This is a genomic window from uncultured Cedecea sp. (assembly GCF_947498825.1).
In the GTDB taxonomy this organism is placed as follows: Bacteria; Pseudomonadota; Gammaproteobacteria; order Enterobacterales; family Enterobacteriaceae; genus JGM124.
Map to the genome: position 1 here is coordinate 268,688 of NZ_CANMLV010000001.1, position 18,094 is coordinate 286,781.

The 18,094-nt window shown below is 48.3% G+C and carries 16 protein-coding genes and 2 pseudogenes; 5 read left to right on the forward strand and 13 right to left on the reverse strand.

What is annotated here, in order from left to right:
* Positions 1 to 4 precede the first annotated feature (4 nt).
* The 3 genes from Q1A40_RS01310 to Q1A40_RS01320 form a co-directional block, all read right to left on the reverse strand.
* Entirely contained in the window at positions 5 to 346 is a 342-nt protein-coding gene (locus Q1A40_RS01310; RefSeq protein ID WP_299996768.1) for a DUF496 family protein, read from the reverse strand.
* Positions 347 to 568: 222 nt separating this feature from the next.
* A complete protein-coding gene (locus Q1A40_RS01315; RefSeq protein ID WP_299996771.1) occupies positions 569 to 1,006 on the reverse strand; it encodes a glyoxalase in 438 nt (145 codons plus the stop codon).
* A gap of 3 nt (positions 1,007 to 1,009) precedes the next feature.
* Complete coding sequence (locus Q1A40_RS01320) at positions 1,010 to 1,198, reverse strand: effector binding domain-containing protein (RefSeq protein ID WP_299996774.1); 189 nt, start codon at positions 1,196 to 1,198, stop codon at positions 1,010 to 1,012.
* 276 nt (positions 1,199 to 1,474) lie between these two features.
* Between Q1A40_RS01320 and Q1A40_RS01325 the strand changes: the two genes are divergently transcribed.
* The 4 genes from Q1A40_RS01325 to Q1A40_RS01340 all read left to right on the forward strand — a co-directional run bounded on the left by Q1A40_RS01325 (position 1,475) and on the right by Q1A40_RS01340 (position 5,237).
* Complete coding sequence (locus Q1A40_RS01325) at positions 1,475 to 2,401, forward strand: helix-turn-helix transcriptional regulator (protein WP_299997836.1); 927 nt, start codon at positions 1,475 to 1,477, stop codon at positions 2,399 to 2,401.
* Positions 2,402 to 2,532: 131 nt separating this feature from the next.
* On the forward strand, positions 2,533 to 4,623 hold the full coding sequence (locus Q1A40_RS01330; RefSeq protein WP_299996777.1) for a TonB-dependent siderophore receptor: 2,091 nt from the start codon (positions 2,533 to 2,535) through the stop codon (positions 4,621 to 4,623).
* Between the two features lie 135 nt (positions 4,624 to 4,758).
* Complete coding sequence (locus tag Q1A40_RS01335; protein ID WP_299996780.1) at positions 4,759 to 4,998, forward strand: DinI-like family protein; 240 nt, start codon at positions 4,759 to 4,761, stop codon at positions 4,996 to 4,998.
* A 5-nt stretch (positions 4,999 to 5,003) separates the two neighbouring features.
* Positions 5,004 to 5,237: a hypothetical protein gene (locus Q1A40_RS01340; RefSeq protein WP_299996783.1), complete on the forward strand. Its 234-nt coding sequence runs from the start codon at positions 5,004 to 5,006 to the stop codon at positions 5,235 to 5,237.
* A gap of 89 nt (positions 5,238 to 5,326) precedes the next feature.
* Here the strand turns inward: Q1A40_RS01340 and Q1A40_RS01345 are convergent.
* The 3 genes and pseudogenes from Q1A40_RS01345 to Q1A40_RS01355 all read right to left on the reverse strand — a co-directional run.
* Positions 5,327 to 5,542 (reverse strand): annotated as a pseudogene (locus Q1A40_RS01345) (Rpn family recombination-promoting nuclease/putative transposase); the annotation flags it as partial.
* Between the two features lie 27 nt (positions 5,543 to 5,569).
* On the reverse strand, positions 5,570 to 6,520 hold the full coding sequence (locus Q1A40_RS01350) for an Rpn family recombination-promoting nuclease/putative transposase (RefSeq protein WP_299996786.1): 951 nt from the start codon (positions 6,518 to 6,520) through the stop codon (positions 5,570 to 5,572).
* Between the two features lie 516 nt (positions 6,521 to 7,036).
* Positions 7,037 to 7,591 (reverse strand): recombinase family protein, encoded by a 555-nt coding sequence (locus Q1A40_RS01355; protein WP_299996789.1) that lies wholly within the window; start codon positions 7,589 to 7,591, stop codon positions 7,037 to 7,039.
* 54 nt (positions 7,592 to 7,645) lie between these two features.
* Between Q1A40_RS01355 and Q1A40_RS01360 the strand changes: the two genes are divergently transcribed.
* A complete protein-coding gene (locus Q1A40_RS01360) occupies positions 7,646 to 8,692 on the forward strand; it encodes a pyocin knob domain-containing protein (RefSeq protein ID WP_299996793.1) in 1,047 nt (348 codons plus the stop codon).
* Here Q1A40_RS01360 and Q1A40_RS01365 read toward each other — a convergent pair.
* The 7 genes and pseudogenes from Q1A40_RS01365 to Q1A40_RS01395 form a co-directional block, all read right to left on the reverse strand.
* Complete coding sequence (locus Q1A40_RS01365; RefSeq protein ID WP_299996796.1) at positions 8,643 to 9,995, reverse strand: phage tail protein; 1,353 nt, start codon at positions 9,993 to 9,995, stop codon at positions 8,643 to 8,645. The genes Q1A40_RS01360 and Q1A40_RS01365 overlap by 50 nt on opposite strands.
* Before the next feature lie 56 nt (positions 9,996 to 10,051).
* Positions 10,052 to 13,213 carry a DUF1983 domain-containing protein gene (locus Q1A40_RS23135; RefSeq protein WP_367275725.1) on the reverse strand — a complete coding sequence of 1,054 codons (3,162 nt, stop codon included), beginning with the start codon at positions 13,211 to 13,213 and terminating at the stop codon, positions 10,052 to 10,054.
* A gap of 114 nt (positions 13,214 to 13,327) precedes the next feature.
* A pseudogene (locus Q1A40_RS01375) lies at positions 13,328 to 15,811 on the reverse strand (host specificity protein J); the annotation flags it as partial.
* A gap of 28 nt (positions 15,812 to 15,839) precedes the next feature.
* Complete coding sequence (locus tag Q1A40_RS01380) at positions 15,840 to 16,364, reverse strand: tail assembly protein (RefSeq protein WP_299996799.1); 525 nt, start codon at positions 16,362 to 16,364, stop codon at positions 15,840 to 15,842.
* A complete protein-coding gene (locus Q1A40_RS01385; protein WP_299996802.1) occupies positions 16,307 to 17,032 on the reverse strand; it encodes a C40 family peptidase in 726 nt (241 codons plus the stop codon). The genes Q1A40_RS01380 and Q1A40_RS01385 overlap by 58 nt, the downstream gene beginning before the upstream one ends.
* On the reverse strand, positions 17,032 to 17,736 hold the full coding sequence (locus Q1A40_RS01390; protein ID WP_299996805.1) for a phage minor tail protein L: 705 nt from the start codon (positions 17,734 to 17,736) through the stop codon (positions 17,032 to 17,034). The genes Q1A40_RS01385 and Q1A40_RS01390 overlap by 1 nt, the downstream gene beginning before the upstream one ends.
* Positions 17,733 to 18,086 carry a phage tail protein gene (locus tag Q1A40_RS01395; RefSeq protein ID WP_299996808.1) on the reverse strand — a complete coding sequence of 118 codons (354 nt, stop codon included), beginning with the start codon at positions 18,084 to 18,086 and terminating at the stop codon, positions 17,733 to 17,735. Before Q1A40_RS01395 ends, Q1A40_RS01390 begins: the two co-directional genes overlap by 4 nt.
* Between the last annotated feature and the right edge of the window lie 8 nt (positions 18,087 to 18,094).

The window sequence follows — 18,094 nt, forward strand, 5'->3', positions numbered from 1 at the left end:
GCAATTACGCTTTTTCGGATTTCGCTTCAGCTCTTTTCTGCTCGCCAATGATTTTCAGCTTAGCCGAAATTTCGCGACGCTCTTTTGACAGTTCCGCATTTTTAATAATGTGATCATCAACGCGGTCTTCATAGTCCGCTTTCATGCTGGCAATGATTTCTTGCACCGCTTCAATGCTCATACCCGGCTTAATATATTCACTCAGGTTATCGAGCAGCAACACACGTTTTTGGTTGTCACGGATTTTTTTTGCTTCATCCTGAATTTCACGTTGTAGCTTGTTCTTACGACGGTACAGACGCACAAAGTCCAGGACGTCCTGAAAGGATGATTTAATATTTTCCATTTTCACACCTTATAAATTGGCAATCGGATTCAGGTTACGACTACATTAAGCTATAGCCTACCTGAATGGCAATGCGTGACTAACATTCAAAACAGACTGTCTCTATCTTAACCCTAATTGCAGCTGAATCGAAACAAGCAAAAAAAAATTTGCTGTAAAATGCGAGGTATGGAAGAAAACAGACCCTGTTCCCCCTGTCACTGTCAGTTTTCACGCAACCTTTTAACGCAACCAAGGTGTTATTGTCAGACCCACCAGTAATCCTTCCGGGCTGAGCAGGCGAGTCACGGTTTGCCCCCAAGGTTCCAGGTGATTGTCCACCAGCAACTGGTACCCCTGCGCTTTGAGTTCATTGCTGGCAACCTCCAGAGAAGCCACTTCAAATTCTATCCAGCTCTGGGGAACGGCATGGCTTTCTGGCCAGTCAGCACAGTTAAAACAGGACTGTGCGGCTTGCTCCAGCGGCCAGACAGCAAAATGTTTAACGCCTTCCAGTTCCCCTGCTTCCAACGAGAGATAAGTTTCATTACCGGGCATGCCTTTCAACGGTAAATTCAGTGCGTGCTGATAAAAGGCCTGACTGGTGGCACTATTACCAGTAACAGGTCCAAAACCTGCAATAAAAAGAACGGTTAAGCCTGTTGTTTCATCAAAAGCCATGAGTTACTCCTGCACGGGTTTAACGGGAATGAGCATTTCGAGCTGCCAGACACCAGACTGGCTGCCGTCATTAAGGTAGCGTTCGTAACAAGGTTTACCAGTAAACTGATATCCCCCGTCCGCCTCAACCTGGTCAAACAGCGTTTCCCAGGCTTCAAATGTACGGTAAACATCGTTTTCTCCAGCTGACATCAAATAACTGTATATTTATACATAAATATAACAGCCAGTCTGTCTCTGTACAGCCCTTTCTTAGTCAGTATGTGCAGTTCGCCAAAAAACTGCACTAAAAAGTACACTCAGGGCTAACTGACGTTATCCCTTTCCTGATATCTGACGTAACGTTGTCGCATCGTAATAAGAATGATAATCTTTACCATCTTATTCACTCCTGACAGAGACAGGGCGAATTCTGTGATAGCTCAAGAACCTAATGCGCTGGTTCCCGTGAAAAAAAGATTCATTTTAATGGAAGATTTTCAACGTTATGGTGAACGCTATAATATCGATTATCACTTCCCACAACACAGCCAGGGGAACGGCCTGCACATTCCTGTGCTCCACGGGGATGTTGAAGAATTAACGTTGGGTTCGGGTATCAGTCTGACACAATCTGATGTGCAGGTTCTGGAGCCTTATGAAACCTTCTCCTGCCATGAATCACCGCTCTATATGCTGGTAGTGCTGGAAGGGAATGTGGTTATCTCGCACTATGGTCAACAGTACACTATCCGTTCGGGTATGACTTATGCCACGCGACTTTCGAGCCATCAGGCTATGACTGTTCGCCATATTGCCGGGCATAAACTCAGAACGCTCTCTCTGGGAGTGTATCCCGGCGAGGCCTGGCAAAGCAGCTTGCTCAGGTCGCTTTTACGCGACGGGGCCTTCAGTAATACGCCGTCAATGGCCTGGCACGTGCCTGATTATTTGCTCACCGGTTTAGCCCGCGCGCAGCACGGCAGCGGCAACGGCGTGGCCCGGCAGCTGATCCTTGAAGGACTGATTATGCAGTTACTGGGGCACGGCTTAAACCAGCATGAAAGCCTCAGTCGTCCTGTCGAGTTTGCCCAGCGTTGCGAACATCAGCGGCTGGAAAATATTCGCAACCTGCTCGAACAAGCCCCGGAAAAAGAGTACACCCTGAACGGACTGGCGCAACAAGCCGCCATGAGCCCAAGCAGCCTGCGCAGTAAGTTTAGACAGGCCTACGGCTGCACTATTTTTGATTTTCTGCGTGACTGCCGCCTGGCACTGGCACATCGTTATTTATTGGAAGGCCATAGCGTCCAACAAGCCGCATGGATGTCAGGCTACCAGCATGCCACCAACTTCTCTACCGCCTTTCGTCGCCGTTATGGTATGCCACCAGTCGATATCCGCCGTTCCCGCTAATCTGACCCGAAGATGTCGGTAACAATAGTTTGTCATTACGCATATGTAACCTGACATTACGCATATCTGCTTAACGCCTCAAAAAGGTAATAATTCTTATTAACAATTAGAAAAAGCCTTTGGAGACTTTAATGTTGACTAAAACGCGTCTGGCACTGCTGGTGGGGTTGGCTACCGGTAGCCTCACTTTCCCGGTGTTAGCACAAGAAACCACAAAAAATGATACCCTTGTTGTCACCTCAAAAGTGCAAAGTGGCGCAACTAAACTGGAAACCCCGGATATCGAAACGCCTCAGGCTGTATCGATAGTCACACGGGAACAGTTTGAAGAGCAAGGCGCAACCAGTGTACATCAGGCGGTTACCTATACGCCGGGTGTGTATAGCAACCAAATCGGGGCCTCAAACCGTTTTGACTATATTGTTATGCGAGGCTTCTCCGACGGAAGTCTGGACAATATCTATCTTGATGGTTTGAAAATAATGGGGGATACCAACTCCCATAGTTCACTGGTGGTGGATCCGTGGTTTTTAGACAGTATTGAAGTGGTTCGTGGCCCGGCCTCTGTCTTGTATGGTCGTTCCTCTCCTGGCGGTATTGTCGCTCTCACCTCCCGTAAACCGTCCTTTGACACTGGCGGTGAAATTAAGCTGTTTGCCGGTAATAATAAACAGCGCGGGGCAATGTTTGATGTCACCGGCGCGTTGGATGATAACGACAGAATCGCCGGCCGCATCAGTGGTATGACGCGTTATGCCGACTCGCAGTTCGATCCGCTAAAAGAAGAGCGTTATGCCATCATGCCCAGTCTGACCTGGCGCATCACTGATAATACTCGCCTTGATTTAATGGCCTATTTACACCGTGATCCTGAAGGTGGCAGCCACTCCGGCCTGCCTTATGAAGGAACGGTAGTCCCTTATAATGGCAAAAAAATCTCAAACACCTTTTATGAGGGTGAGCCTGGTTTCGATAAATATAATCGCCAGGAAAATATGGTCGGCTATGATATCGAGCATCAGTTTGACAGCGGCTGGTCGGTGCGTCAGAAAGTGCGTTACCTGAATACCAAAGTTGAACTGAATCAGGTCTATGCCGCAGGCTGGGCAAATGCAAGCCAGTTAAACCGCGGGTATTCAGGCTCGGAAGAGCAGATGAATGCCATCACCCTGGATAACCATGTAGACGGAAGCTTTGATACCGGGCCACTGAATCACCGCGTGCTTATCGGTATGGACTATCAGGATCGTAGCAATCATACCACCGGTTACTCTGGCAGCTTCCCGGCACTGGATGCCTTTAATCCGGTTTATAATGCTTATCCGCATACTATAACCATGTATGGTCACGAACAGCATAAACTGCGTCAGACCGGCTACTACCTTCAGGATCAGATCTCATTAGACAGATGGCGTATGACGCTGGGTGGCCGCTTTGACCAAGTGAAAATCACCAATCTCAATAAGCTGGATGGCAGTTCAAGCGCGCTGGATAAAAATAACTTCAGCAGCCGCGCCGCCCTGATGTATCTGTTTGATAATGGCATTGCACCTTATGTCAGCTACTCGACGTCCTTTACCCCAACCAGTTTCGTTGACGATGCGGGTCAATTGCTGAAACCGATGACCGGTAAGCAATGGGAAGCAGGCTTAAAGTATGAGCCAGAAGGCACCAACATCCAATACAGTGCTTCGGTATTCCGTATCAATCAGAAAAATATCGCGACCAAAACAGAGCCCGATTCTCCTTATCGTTCGATCGGTGAAATCGAGTCTGAAGGGGTGGAACTGGAAGCCGTAGGCGAGATAGCCGAAAACCTGCGTCTCCAGGCAGCCTATACCTATACCGATATCCGCTATAAGAAAAGTAGCCAGGATGAACAAGGTAAACGTGCGGTGTATGCGCCACGTAATATGGCCAGTACCTGGCTAAGCTACGATGTTAAAAGCGGCCCGCTGGACGGTCTGACCATCGGCTCCGGGATGCGTTATGTTAACGGTGTGACCACCGATCGCCTGAATACCCATACGCTGCCATCCTATACGCTGGTCGATATAGCCGTGGGTTATGACTTGTCAAAAGTCGGCATCAAAGGGTTAAACGCCCAGCTTAACGTTAATAACCTGACAGATAAGAGCTACGTTGCCGCCTGTAACTCGCTCTCTTACTGCTATTTTGGTGCAGAACGCAGCATCGTCGGCAGTGTTTCCTGGAAGTTCTGATTGGCAATATCACCCACCTGCTTGTTTCCTGGCAGGTGGGTGGTTTACTTCATAAAGTATTCATCAAATTAGCCGTTGACGACATTGCAAAAACGCCAGATACTGTATATTAAAACAGTATAACGGAGATAACCCATGTTCGTCGAACTCGTCTATGATAAACGCAACGTTGCCGGTCTGCCTGGCGCTCAAGATATCATCCTTGCAGAGCTTACCCAACGCGTACATCGTGTATTCCCTGACGCCGAAGTACGGGTTAAACCCATGCAAACCAATGCAGTGAACAGTGACTGCACTAAATTTGAGAAAGAACGCCTCAACCGTTTAATCGAAGAGATGTTTGACGAAGCCGAATTCTGGCTGGTTAACGAGTAACGCCCATGGATAACATTATTATTTCCGGCGTGCGCATCTATTTCCCCCGTCCGGGGGAACGCCTGCCTGTACCCTCGACTGACATCCGTACCTTTGCCATTAAAAGCACTATAGATACTCGCTGCTGCCTGCTGGCCTTTCAGAATGGTCAGTGGCGTGTGTTGTCATTACCAGAATACCAAAATTCCGGAAGAGCAATTATGGAGGCAGTGAAACAGGGTCAAATTAAGTGGCAGTAAATAAAGAACTCTCTGATGTATATCAGTCTGGTTTAAAGGGGCGTTTTATGGGGCGTCCGGATCAGGCCCGGGGGTATCAGGACAGATAATCAGCGGTCGATCCGTGTCAGATCTTCCGCTGTCAGGCCTGTCATTTTTATGATGGTATTGTGGTCAAAACCATTCTGTAGCATGATTCGGGCCACTTCGAGTTTTCCTTCATTGCGACCTAGTTGGATACCTTCCTGTCGGCCTTTCTCAATACCCTTCTGTTCCAGCTGTTGTGCGATAGTCATCAGTTCGTCCCCATCTTGCGGCACTTGCTGTCATGTGTTCTGTCACTAGCAAGGTGGTCAGCGGTCGACCTGTGTCAGATCTTCCGCTGTCAGGCCTGTCATTTTTATGATGGTATTGTGGTCAAAACCATTCTGTAGCATGATTCGGGCCACTTCGAGTTTTCCTTCATTGCGACCTAGTTGGATACCTTCCTGTCGACCTTCTTGTCGTCCTTTCTCAATACCCTTCTGTTCCAGCTGTTGTGCGATAGTCATCAGTTCGTCCCCATGTTGCGGCACTCGCTGTGCCAGATCATGTACAAAGGCCTCTGCGTTTGAAGTTTCGCCTGCCTGTACAAGATAGTTTATCAGTGACGCCAGTTGCTGTCCTGTCATGCTTTCTGTCAGTAATAAGGTGGTCAGATTGTCCAGCAGATCTGACAGGTCCCGGTTATGAATATGTTTCTGTAGCAAGCTCAGGGCTGCCATACGGCGGTGTCCCATGATCTCTTCGTCCGGTATAACAGTAACATCAACCAAGGGAAAATGACCGTTGTACAGCTTTTCGGCTAATCCGGAATGGTTAAACTCATCCAGCCAGCGGGTTGAATACGGATACGGGCTGCGTTTGCCGTTATAAAACAGAACGGGTATCACCAGCGGCAATTTTTTGTGCCCTGCATCCAGGTGACGTTGCATGGCCGCCACCGCATAACGAAGAAGTCGGAACGCCATATGTTTGTCAGGAGAAGACTGGTGCTCGATAAGTACGTTGATATAACCGTCATCATCGGACGTGGTTTTCAGGCTGTATAGCACGTCGCTGAAGTAAGGTCGTAAACTTTCCTCGACAAAGCTGCCAGACTCAAGTTTCAGGGTACTGAAGTCACAGATGTCCTGCAGTTCTACGGGCAGATGCAGTTGCATGAAATCCCTGGCGGTATCAGGATGGGTCAGAAACTGTTTAAATACCGAGTCATGTGGGGTAGGTGTTCCACTCGCACTATCCTTGTTGTTCCTGCCGGACATCTCCTTCTCCGCAGCTGTTTTACCTTTCGTTTTATATGCCTGGAGGTACCGGAACACCGATACTCTATTTGAACTAAACTACCCGGAGACACATCTGAAAACCACCAATAAACGCTCAACAACACTCGCGATATTGCACCAGGCCCCTTCCCTTCGATAAGGCTCCCACACTCAGCCACCAGATCCGATGCTTCTTGTGAACCAGAATATGGTTTACCATGTGCGGAGGGGTGTTTTGTGTCACTGAGATCCATAATAATATTGGATACAGGCTATGGGCTCATATGAACAGTGAACAATACTGCAATATAAAAGAACGGATTGTTTATTAGATATAGAATTTAATAACAATGAGTTAGACAACATAAGTGGACACAGATAAACATTGAATAACTCAGCGCAACAACCTACCTTCCTCTTCCATGATTACGCGAATCATCAAATAAGATAATGATATATATCTTTAAAATTAAAATTCAACCATGCAAATGTACTTAACAATGTACTTGCTATTGGTTACTTCTTAGTCACAGGAAATTTCTTGTACAAAGTACACACAGCCACATCATAAATCAGCGCCACCTGTTTCCTGTCCGTCCCGTTAGCTATCAACCGCCCAGCCTGCGCCCATTGTTCTGGCGTTAATTTTGGCCTGCGCCCTCCTATCCTTCCCTGTTCTCTTGCTGCCGCTAAACCGGCCATCGTTCGTTCAACAATGAGTTCACGTTCCATTTCAGCCAGTGCGCCCATTATATGAAATATGAAACGCCCCATTGGGCTGGATGTATCGATGCTGTCTGTCAGGCTGCGGAAATGAATGTTGCGGTTACGGAGTTCATCGACTAACAAGACCAGGTTTCGCATTGACCGGCCTAGCCGATCCAGCTTCCAGACAACAAGAATGTCACCCTCTTTGAGCTGCTTTAATACCCGTTTTAGAACCGGGCGATTAGCAACAGTACCGCTCATTTTTTCCTCAAATATCTGTTCGCATCCTGCGCGTTCCAGGGCATCACGTTGTAAAGAGGTATTTTGGTCATTTGTTGACACACGAACATAGCCAATTTGCATAATTTATAGCCACTAATTTCGTTATAAAAATGCAGGGAAGTGTACAGGTAAAAATTGAAAGGCTTTATCCAAAACGCTGGTTTGGGCGGGTTCAGTAATAGAACGGTATCTTCAGCGAATTGGAATGAAATTACAGAGACGGGTATCTATCATGCTGAAACACAAAACCAACCAGAGTTGCCTGCAGCGGTTGGTGGATTAATTGTCTTAAATATTGTGACTGGAATTTACATTACGCAGCTTTGCATGAGATCTAACTCCGCATCACCACAAATGTGGCGACGTTCAAAAGATACAAATGGCTGGGGCGCATGGATGTCAGTCATGCTTGCTGGGGATTTTGGAATAGGAAGTGCTACGGGTGTTGCTCGTTCAGATGCTGAACTAACAGCACCCGACGGAGTACCGGGTGGGCTATTTAGACAGTCAGGTAGTGTGGGGTTATCAAATTTATTTGGTTCATATGGTTCCGGGATTTGTATGCCGCATGCGATGTCGAGCGCAGGAACCAGTCGACTTAGCACATTTTTGTTCATGCAGGCAAATGGACAGCTAAAAACAAAATGGCAATCAGTTAACACTTCAACTGGAGAGGTGTCAGGAACAGTACACACCGTTTATTCGACAGCGAACACAACTAAAGCATCTGATGGCGCACTAAAAGCAGCCTCACCAGTAGCTCGTATTGCTAGCCCTGAATCTACAGATCGGCTTGATATTGATGAGAGTGATTTTGAATGGTGTGGTTACGGCGTAGCTAATGGCGAGGCTCGCGGCGTTGAAATCATTCGTGAGGATGTTGGCGTGTATCGGGTAACAGGCGCTAAATCTTTGGCATCGTCGGGCTGGCGCTTGCTACCGCCACGCGATCCAGATGGCAGCGGGGATTTGGGTGTGGTGACAGCAGAACAGCTTGATGATGAGATCATCATTTCACTGTTCCGCCGCAAAATGGTACTAGCTGATGGAGAAATTGTTATTCAGTCAGGTGAGTCGATTGATGTGCCGGCTAACTCATGGATTGATATTCGTCTGGATATGCCAGAATCAGTTATTGCTCCTGATGCTCCGACTGAAGAGCCTCAGATTCAGCCTGAATAGCTGCCTGATTTTGATTCCAAATGCTGTCTATCGGCATCTCGACACGAACTGAAACGAATTGGTCGGCAGGAATGTCGACCGCTTCACCATCGGAAACCCCTTCAATGATATTCTGAGCAAATACAGGCGCGTCCGGATAGGTTCGATGATAGGTCTGTACCAGCACTGAACCATCAGCGTTCACCTCAAAATCCAACCATACAAGAGGCTGGCCATTCCGGTCTTTCGGTATATCAAACCCGCCATTAACCCCGCCCCATGCCGCATCAGCATTTAAACCAATGCAGTTTTTGATTAGGTACTGGCCCACAGCTAACCGAGTCACCACGCACCCTTCTGACTCGTCATTAGTTTCGTAGTGGCCATCATGGAATATTTTAACTATTGGGGATGCTACTTTTAGTGTTCCATCCGCTGCTTTAGTTGTGTTAGCTGTTGTGTAAATTGTTTGCATTGCTGCTTCCTGCACCCCGGTGGCTATATTGACACGGCTCCATTGAGCTTTTAGTGTGCCAGATCCATTGCAGAAAAGCTGGAATGACGCGAAATAAGTTGCTGAGTTGATCCTGCCGTACGGTATGTTAATTCCTGCACCATAGGCCCCGAACTTGATATTTGCGCTTCCGCCACCCTGAGTGAAAAAAGTTGTGGGATAACCTTCTACGCTATCAAGTTCACTATCCAATAATGGAGGAGGCGACATCCCACCAAGCCCAAACCCGCCGACTTGAAGCACCCTCCCGGGAGTTTTATCCCTGGATGACGTCGTCGCATCTAAAGTGGCCACAGTTCCCAAACCAGCGTTTTGTCGAATACCTTCCACAGTGGTTGCACCTGTACCACCCTGAGCAATGCTCAGCGCCGTTTTAAGCCCAGTCAGGCTTGTGATATCGCTATTCGCGCCTTTCTTCGCCAGTGACTTCTGTCCCGGAACAGTTACTGCTTGACCGCCCACAGTAATCGTTACGTCACCAGTACCATTCATCACGTCAGCAAATCCGCTGATGTTTCGCTGATACATGCCGAATGTTTCAGCTATATCCTGTGCCAGTCCGTCAACACTCAGATTGTCACTAAGCAGAATTGAATATTTTGTTCCTGCGGCTAATGCTGGGCTTGCTGCTGGCGATACCGTCATTGCTGTGCCACTGGTTATTCCAGTGATTTGAAATGTCTGTGGCGGTGAGGTCATGGTTAATACAGTGCATCCCACACGGATTAAAGAACCCGCTGCAGTAAAATTAGTGCCAGTGCCGGTTAATGTATTTCCGCTAACTGCAATAGTGCCTGTTGTGTAAATCATTATTTATCTCCAGAAAATGAAAAACCCGCCGAAGCGGGTTGTGATGTTTAATTTGGTTAGGATTTCATAAGGATGCATGCTAAGAAAGGCATATACCCCCCACCTGTGTTGCCGTCAGCCTCATATTGAATTGTAGTAACTGTATTTGCCTCAATAACTCTGGAGTATGCCGTGGCTCTGGTTTGAGCTCCGTCCGCTCGAATATCTACAGCTCGAGTTCCATTTATTGTTACAATACATCGAGTAAAAAATTTCGTCCCGAAATCTGAGCTAACATCACCTGACGCCATTATTGTTGGTATTACCAACGTTCTTTTGACTGCTGATGCAGGGATAGTGATTGTTTCCCCCCTGTTAACTACATGAGTGCTAACGACGTCACCCTCAATTTTTTCAGCATAAACGGTCCCCTCAAAACGGCCATCCGTTGCATATACAGTGCCTCTGAATACACCATCGGTGGCGTAAACCTTCCCTCTTACCACAACATCATTGAATTCAGAGCCACCATCTTTGTTTATAGACCAACCAGAAAAGCTGGGTGCATAATTATTGGATTGAATGAGGTTACCAATTTTTGCGTTAGTAATAGAGCCATCACCAACAAGCAGGTCATTAATAATCACCTGATTGTTTTTGATAATAAATGGCGATGTTAAGGCTCCATTAACCTGACTCGTAAAAAATAACTGGTCAGCCATCATAATAATTTCTGACTGTGTAACACCAGAATCATTATTAACGCCAAATCCAATGCCTGAGACAACACTCCTACCGTTATCATCTACCGCAACTTTAATTACCCGTGATGCGCTTAATTCACCATTAATATCAGCCACCGCTTTTGACGTATCCGATATTAAGGCGGTATTATCATTCACACTGGCTGTGATTGTGCTAATTTGCGTGGCGGTGGCCTGCTGATAATTCGATACCGTCTGACTCAGATTAGTTACAGACGCCGCATTCCCAGCAACATCAGTTTTAATCTGCTCCAGCGCGGTAGCTGTCGCCGATTTCTCATCTGCTATCACGGTATCAATACGGTCAATTTCTGCCTGATTAGCGTTGTACTGAACGGACAGCGTTTGGCGCATATTGACCTGAGCCAGGGTATTCGTAATCAATGCAATAGCATTGTTTTTCGAACTGCCCGACGCATTATCAGTCTGCGCTTTCAGCTCCTCCAGCCTGGAAGCCATAGCACTGTCGAGCGTGGTTACTGCCTGCGTTAATTCAGAAACATCAGACTCGTTATCATCGACGCGGGTATTAAGCTGATTAACCGCCTGTGTCCTGGCCTCCGTCTCATTCGTCAATGCGGTATTAACGTTTGTGATCGCCGATTCGTTCTTGCCGGTTCGGGTTTCGATAGTCGTCATACGCGTAGCTGAAGCCGCTTTCTCATCAGCCACAACCTGGCTCAAGTCAGTCAGCCCGGCTGTGTTCTTCCCGGTCTGAGCTTCAAGGCGAGTGACATCATTTACACGAGCCTCCGTTTCACTTGCGATAACCTGAGTGACTTGCTCAAACTTCGCTGAGTTATCACCGCTTTGGACCGATAAGCGAGTGGAAATATCAGCTTGCGCAAGGGAGTTACTAATGATGGCCTGGGCATTATTCTGAATAGCACCAGAAACCTGCCCGGCTTTCACTTCCATTTCATCAAACCGGGTCGAGGTGGCACCATCCAGAGTGGCCACAGTTTCAGCCAGGTTAGATACGCTGGCATTGGTTTGATCGGTTTTGGTGGTTAGCTGCTCAACAGCAGAGGTACGCGCCAGGGTTTCATCGGTAATAGCTTGATTAACCCTCGTGATAGCTGCTGCATTGCTTTCACTCGAGACAGTTAATTTCTCAATAGCATCTATTCTGGCGCTCGTTTCATCGCTAACAGCCTGGCGAACAGAGTTAATTGCAGCAGTATTATCCCCGGTTACGGCTTCCAGGCGCTCGACATCTGACACCCTGGCTTCCGTCTCAGTGGCTATAACTTGAGTGACCCGCTCAAACTTAGCAGCATTGTCGCCACTCTGAACCGACAGCCGCGTTGAGATATCCGCCTGCGCCAAAGAATTACTGATGATGGCTTGGGCATTGTTCTGAATCGCGCCGGACGCTTGCTCAGTTTTTGCCGTGATTTCATCAAAACGGGTAGATGTTGCACCATCCAGAGTAGCCACGGTTTCAGCTAATCCAGACACACTGGCATTGGCTTTCTCCGTCTCTGCAGTCAGTTTTTCCACAGCAGAAGTACGCGCCTCAGTTTCATCTGTAATGGCCTGACTTACGCGGGTGATCGCTGCCGCATTCTCTCCGGTGGTGACCGTTAATTTCTCGACAGCATCAACCCGCGCACTCGACTCATCAGAAACCGCCTGACGAACCGCGTTGATTGCAGCAGTATTATCCCCGGTTGCGGCCTCCAGACGCTCGATATCGGATACCCTGGCTTCCGTTTCCGTGGCGATGACCTGCCTCACCTGCTCGAATTTCGCCGTATTTTCGCCGTTCTGTACTGCGATGCGGAACGAGGTATCTGCCTGAGCCAGAGAGTTGCTTATGATGGCCTGGGCATTATTTTGAATAGCACCGGACGCAGTATCGGTTTTTACTGCCAACTCATCAAAACGCGTTGCGGTAGAGCTCTCCAAAGTGGTGACGGCTTCGTTCAGACTGGTAATATCAGCCGTATTGTTGGCTGTCTTCGCTGTAAGTTGGTCAACTGCCGTTGTTCTGGCTTCTGTTTCATTCGTCAGTGTCTGACGAACTTCTGTCAGCCCGGATTCATTAGCCGCAGTTCTCGCTTCAAGATTGATAACATCAGTAACACGTGCCTCGGTTTCAGTAGCGATTACTTCCCGCAATTGTTCGTATTTTGCAGAGTTCTCACCGTAATGTACCGATTGACGGACAACAACATCAGCCAGCGCCAGAGAGTTACTGATAATCGCTTGTGCCGTCTGCTTGTTAGCTGCTGAAACGGCTGTGATATCTGCGCCATTTTGCAAAATATTATTCGCCATTTTATCCGCGTCGGCAATTATCTGGTCGGTGGTCTCCTTCCCTGAGTTGACAGCATTAATAATATCGTCAGCATTTTTCTGGATATCCTCAGCCAGTTTTTCAGTATCAGCGATAATCTGGTCAGTCGTTTCCTTGCCTGATTGAACCGCATCTGCTATGGCATCGGCATTTTTTTGAATGTCCTCCGCCATATCTTTTGCATCAGCGATAATCTGATCGGTGGTCTGTTTTGTTGACTCTACAGCCGAAGCGAGATTTTCAGCATTATCACGAATGGCTTCCGCCAGGTCTTCGATTTTTGCACTGCCGTCAATGACTGACTCAATTATTCCCTTGAATACGTCAGAGTCTTTCACCCCCTCAACCACGGCATCTGTAATCTCTGAAAAATCGGCCTCAGGCGAACCGGATGCCTGAACAAAATCAGATACGCCAAAAGCGTTTCTCGCTCTGACATAAATATAATATACATGCCCCACTTTTAGCTGACTCACAGTCCACTGGTGACCACGTCCAAGGTACTGCGCTTGTGATTCTATGTTTTTAATATTGGATACTGGGTTTTCGCCAGAAAACCAAAACTCAAATCCAGTATCAGATGTCAGTGTCGCTTGTGTGACTGGCACCAGAGTGGCCTGGAATACACCAGGAAGCCATTGAATAGATTTTGGTGCAGAAGGTGCGCCGATAATCAGACTAACCTGCGTTTCCGCCCCCTTCATCCCGTTTTCATTGCGCCCGCGTACGCCAAGAGAGTAGTTTCCAGAGTCCAGCCCGTAAAATTCATAACGAAACTGATCGGTCTCATACTGTGCAACAACTCTCCCGTCCGCGTTATAAATGTATAGCTCGAACGCGAGTTTTTTTGTTGCTGTACCGGTTTCCCATGTAGCGGTGACTTGCACTGTTTCACTGTTAGTATTGATGATTCTCAGGCTTTCAATATTTGGTACGCGATAACTATTAAACGTATCGTTTGGCATATCGAATACCGCACCATCGTCAACGACAGCTTGTTTTTTCGGGCCATGCAGTGTTGCAGTGATGCTATAGACAGAGTTGTTACTCTCTTCTGAAATGCCCATGATGCGAACAAGAATCGGTGCCGCTTCGCCAGTGGAAATGACGAATACAGTCCCATCACGCACCCATGTCGGCGCTGTCTTCAGTGTAATCTCTCGCCCTGCAACGCTGGCTATTTCATACTTAACAAACTTCCCACTGGAACTCATCAGAGACACTAAATCTCCGCTGCCAACTAGCTCAGATACATCAGCGTCAGCGGTAATGGATTTCCCCGCATGAGACATGATTCGACCACCCAGTCGGCTGGCTGCATGGTTATTATCCATCACTTCAATAATGTCGCCTGGAATGAACCGAATCGCTTCCCGAGCCATCTTGAACGCTACTTTTTTGTTTTCACGCTTGACGGTTTCCAGCATCCACTTTCCTGCTCTGAAAGCCTGTCCCCGCGATGTACAGCCGAATGCCTCTATAGTTGTTTCGTTATAGCTATGACGCCCTATCATCTCGTCATCAGAAACGTATTCTTTTACTTGCTCCCACCCGTTATTCGGGTCAGTCCAAGAGACAACTACGGCGTTGTATCTCTCGGAGCGCTTCATCGAACTGTAAGTGAACAGCCCATCAACCACGTTTGCGTTAGTGATTGAAGCTACAGGGTCTTGAGGGTTGTCAAGCATTACAGAGAAACGCATGCCATCCCACAGCGCGATACCCCTGAACATTCCGGCGATGTCATCAAGCAAGTCGCGGGAGCTCTTCTGCTCAGTGATGTATGCGTTAAGTGTAAATCGCGGCTCTTTTCCGCCGTAGCCATCATCAACCATCTGATCACAGAACTGCGAAAGAACGTACAGGCTACCGTCATCCACGTCGATATAGCCAGCGCTGCGCGCAAGCCCATACCGGGGGTTTTTTACTAGCGCACGGAACAGCCAGGCCGGGTTATTTGTCCACGCTGATTTAAAGCCACCAGTCCAGATGCCAGTATAAGTGCGGGTTATCGGGTCGTAGTTATCAGGTACATCGACAATGAGACCGCGAAGATGATAGGTCCTGGTGGGCGTTTCAGTATACTGGTCACGGTCAACTACGCACCCGGCAACAGCAGAATGCGGATACGACAGGTTGTCGTCAGTAATTTCGGTAAAACTATTCCAGACAGTGCCGTTATTCAGCAAATCACTGCTGCTGTCTGCTGTAATGCGGCGCAGACGAATATCAAATGGTTTAGTATCAGGTGCATCAAAAAGATGAGCCTCAAGATATTCACCGGATATTTTCCCTCTGATTGTGACAGTCTTTTGAGTTTGCCAGGAAAGATTGCCCGTCCGGGTTTCAATCACCATCGTCACGGACGTTTCTTGCTGATTTCCTCTCGTGTCCTGCTGGACTAATCCAGAAACGCCGATATTCATGCGTACACGGTCAACATCTGTATCAGTAACCGTGCGAACAATCGGTGTAGCTTGCGTGACATCCGCGTTAACAAGCGTTGTTGATTCGATTGTGTTAAAGCCGTTAATCGGCTCCTGAGATGCTGTTCCCGGTCTCCACGCCACGCTCACACCATTGATAGTCGTGTTTCCTGCTGAATCAGTCACCGGGGTTTTGTTCAGCATAAAAGATGACAGGTGCTGCTGGTCAACTGGCCCTGCTATCGGACCTTCGCATAGAAGATCGAGCACTTTCAGATACTGCTTACTCTTAAGGTTGTCATCAATTAACTTAGGAGTGCTTCCTCCACCACCGCCGCCACTCATAAACTCCTCCTTTCAACTGTCAAGGCAGTTAGCTGATAATTTGTTCCCAGTTATCAGTATTGCTTGTATCAATACCCAGGCTGATAACGTTACTTCCGATCATCATCTCACCCAGAAGAATGGGTACCGGCCTGCCTTGTCCGACACGGTTCTCCGCACTGGTGAATGAGTTGTTCGTGATTGAATTCGTATCCTGTTCTGCTGACGTCTTCGTCTTCATTTGTGATGTCATGTAAAGCGAGTACGCAACAGATGCGACCGACACAGCCACCATGACCCAAGCAGCAGCCGCCGCAGAAATAGCACCTTCTACGACTGGTACAATCAGTACGCTAGAGCCTTCTTTTACATGCCGATTCATATGGAATTCGAGGCTATCTCCGCATACATCGTTACCATCGATGCGCATACGTATCCGGGCATTGTAGAAATCTCGCTTGAATGCGGGGCACTGTGCAAGAAGGAGCCGCAGCCCCTGCGCTGGCGTGTCTACGCTCATTGTGATCTGGCGGAAATGTCGTCGTAAACTCCCCGCAAATCTAAAGATGAGCATTGTTCGTGTCTCCAGATAGAGTGAATAAGAGGTACGTGAATCTGACGAAGCGGTTCACGACGGCTGAGTCTGCCGTGCACTTCATGGTGCATAATGGTGTTCTCGCCCAGCCATATCATTGCATGGCATGGGTCACACTCGGGGAAAGCTCGCCGGATGATTACGTCACCAGGCTGAATAGCGTCAAAGCCAACCTGATAAAAGCCGTTGGCCTCAATGTTCTTAAGATAAAGATTCTCTCCTCGCAGCCACCAACCGTTGGTCCGCTCGAAGTCGGGTAGGTCGATGCCGCAGAGATGATATGCATCGCGAAACAGCGTATAGCAGTCCGTTTTACCGTGCGCAAACCTTCGCCCGAGAAGATGTTGCACAGGACGAAACTTTCTTAACTTATCGCCACTTGCAAGCCACCACTCAATACCTGTCGCCAGTTGCGCTGTACGGTCAGCGCCGGATAGCACCAGTTTTTGTTGGGGGTGGGAATGAAAAACGGCGGTGATTTCTCCCGCCGCTTCTGCTTCAAGCCAGTCCCTATCATCAATCCGGAAATTTCTCGCCGGATCAGGGTGCGCGTTGCGACATCGCCACAGGCGGTGGGCGTCGATAATTAGGCCGCACACCTCATTGTCGGATGATGCAGCATAAGCCAAACATTCAGATTCAATCATCAGGACACCTTGGATGAACCGGGATAGCCGCCAAATGGCAGTGGGTTAGGCTTGGCGAATCGCAACCGACATCCGCTGCGATGCTTTGAGCACTTATCTCGGGATAGGTCAGCCGTGGGGTTATCTTTCTCGTCAGCCACTGCGCCGTCAGAGTAACCGCAACCATCGCCGCGATATACCCACTGGCAAACATCTGCCAGAATCGTACGCGCCGGTATAATGGCATTATCACAGTCAACCGGCGTTGCTAAGTTATAAGTGACTGTCTCGAACGCCTCTTCTGCCATCTCTTCGATGATGTAGCGCGATAGAACCTCCATAGTTGGATCCGCATCTGCATTACCGTTCGGGAAGTTCACCGAGTCCAGATGCTTAACCATAACCTGCCTACGAGTCACCACAGCGCCCAGCGCATCATCAAAATCTGCGTTAATGCCAGTTATCAGGCCAGTTATGTTTGCTACAGTCATTGTTGGGCGCGAATATACCCCTTCTGATTTAACTTCAAAGCCCTCAACAGCGATCGGGTAGGCTGAATAAGCTCGCCCCTGCCAGATGACATCGTTGTAATAGCCGTTGGTGCCTGCGTGGAAACGAATGACATCTCCGCCGAACGATTGCAGGTCAACCTCAAACAGGTCAAGCATTGCACCAACACCGGCATCAACGCTCTCGATAATGAGTTCTGCTGGTATGTCTCTCATCGCGGCACCTGCTCAAACGTTCCGGTTAGCGTGTAAATACCTCTGTTCTTCTGCATCGACCAGGAGCGGCATACATACAACCCCTGAATGCCTGTATCTGATGGCGTCCAGTAGAACGGCTCGACAGCCATACGGGCCTTTAAAAACGCATCCACAGCCTTTGCCACGTTACCTTTTCCGCATTTGGTGTCGTCGTGGCCAATAAAAGTGAGAGGGTATTTGCCCATGAGCGGATTTATACCCTTCACTTGTCGCTGTTCGTAGCCGTCACCCAGCTTCACGACAGCTACATCGGGCGTACGTTCGCCCGTGAAGCCCGTTTGTGGGCTCCATGTGAAAGTTTCTGGCATGGAAAAAC

Excerpts from the sequence above, each read along its gene's own strand:
- Q1A40_RS01310 (WP_299996768.1), bottom strand. The coding sequence starts at position 346 with ATGGAAAATATTAAATCATCCTTTCAGGACGTCCTGGACTTTGTGCGT.
- Q1A40_RS01315 (WP_299996771.1), bottom strand. The coding sequence starts at position 1,006 with ATGGCTTTTGATGAAACAACAGGCTTAACCGTTCTTTTTATTGCAGGT.
- Q1A40_RS01320 (WP_299996774.1), bottom strand. The coding sequence starts at position 1,198 with ATGTCAGCTGGAGAAAACGATGTTTACCGTACATTTGAAGCCTGGGAA.
- Q1A40_RS01325 (WP_299997836.1), top strand. The coding sequence starts at position 1,475 with ATGGAAGATTTTCAACGTTATGGTGAACGCTATAATATCGATTATCAC.
- Q1A40_RS01330 (WP_299996777.1), top strand. The coding sequence starts at position 2,533 with ATGTTGACTAAAACGCGTCTGGCACTGCTGGTGGGGTTGGCTACCGGT.
- Q1A40_RS01335 (WP_299996780.1), top strand. The coding sequence starts at position 4,759 with ATGTTCGTCGAACTCGTCTATGATAAACGCAACGTTGCCGGTCTGCCT.
- Q1A40_RS01340 (WP_299996783.1), top strand. The coding sequence starts at position 5,004 with ATGGATAACATTATTATTTCCGGCGTGCGCATCTATTTCCCCCGTCCG.
- Q1A40_RS01350 (WP_299996786.1), bottom strand. The coding sequence starts at position 6,520 with ATGTCCGGCAGGAACAACAAGGATAGTGCGAGTGGAACACCTACCCCA.
- Q1A40_RS01355 (WP_299996789.1), bottom strand. The coding sequence starts at position 7,591 with ATGCAAATTGGCTATGTTCGTGTGTCAACAAATGACCAAAATACCTCT.
- Q1A40_RS01365 (WP_299996796.1), bottom strand. The coding sequence starts at position 9,995 with ATGATTTACACAACAGGCACTATTGCAGTTAGCGGAAATACATTAACC.
- Q1A40_RS23135 (WP_367275725.1), bottom strand. The coding sequence starts at position 13,213 with ATGGCGGAGGACATTCAAAAAAATGCCGATGCCATAGCAGATGCGGTT.
- Q1A40_RS01380 (WP_299996799.1), bottom strand. The coding sequence starts at position 16,364 with ATGCTCATCTTTAGATTTGCGGGGAGTTTACGACGACATTTCCGCCAG.
- Q1A40_RS01385 (WP_299996802.1), bottom strand. The coding sequence starts at position 17,032 with ATGATTGAATCTGAATGTTTGGCTTATGCTGCATCATCCGACAATGAG.
- Q1A40_RS01390 (WP_299996805.1), bottom strand. The coding sequence starts at position 17,736 with ATGAGAGACATACCAGCAGAACTCATTATCGAGAGCGTTGATGCCGGT.
- Q1A40_RS01395 (WP_299996808.1), bottom strand. The coding sequence starts at position 18,086 with ATGCCAGAAACTTTCACATGGAGCCCACAAACGGGCTTCACGGGCGAA.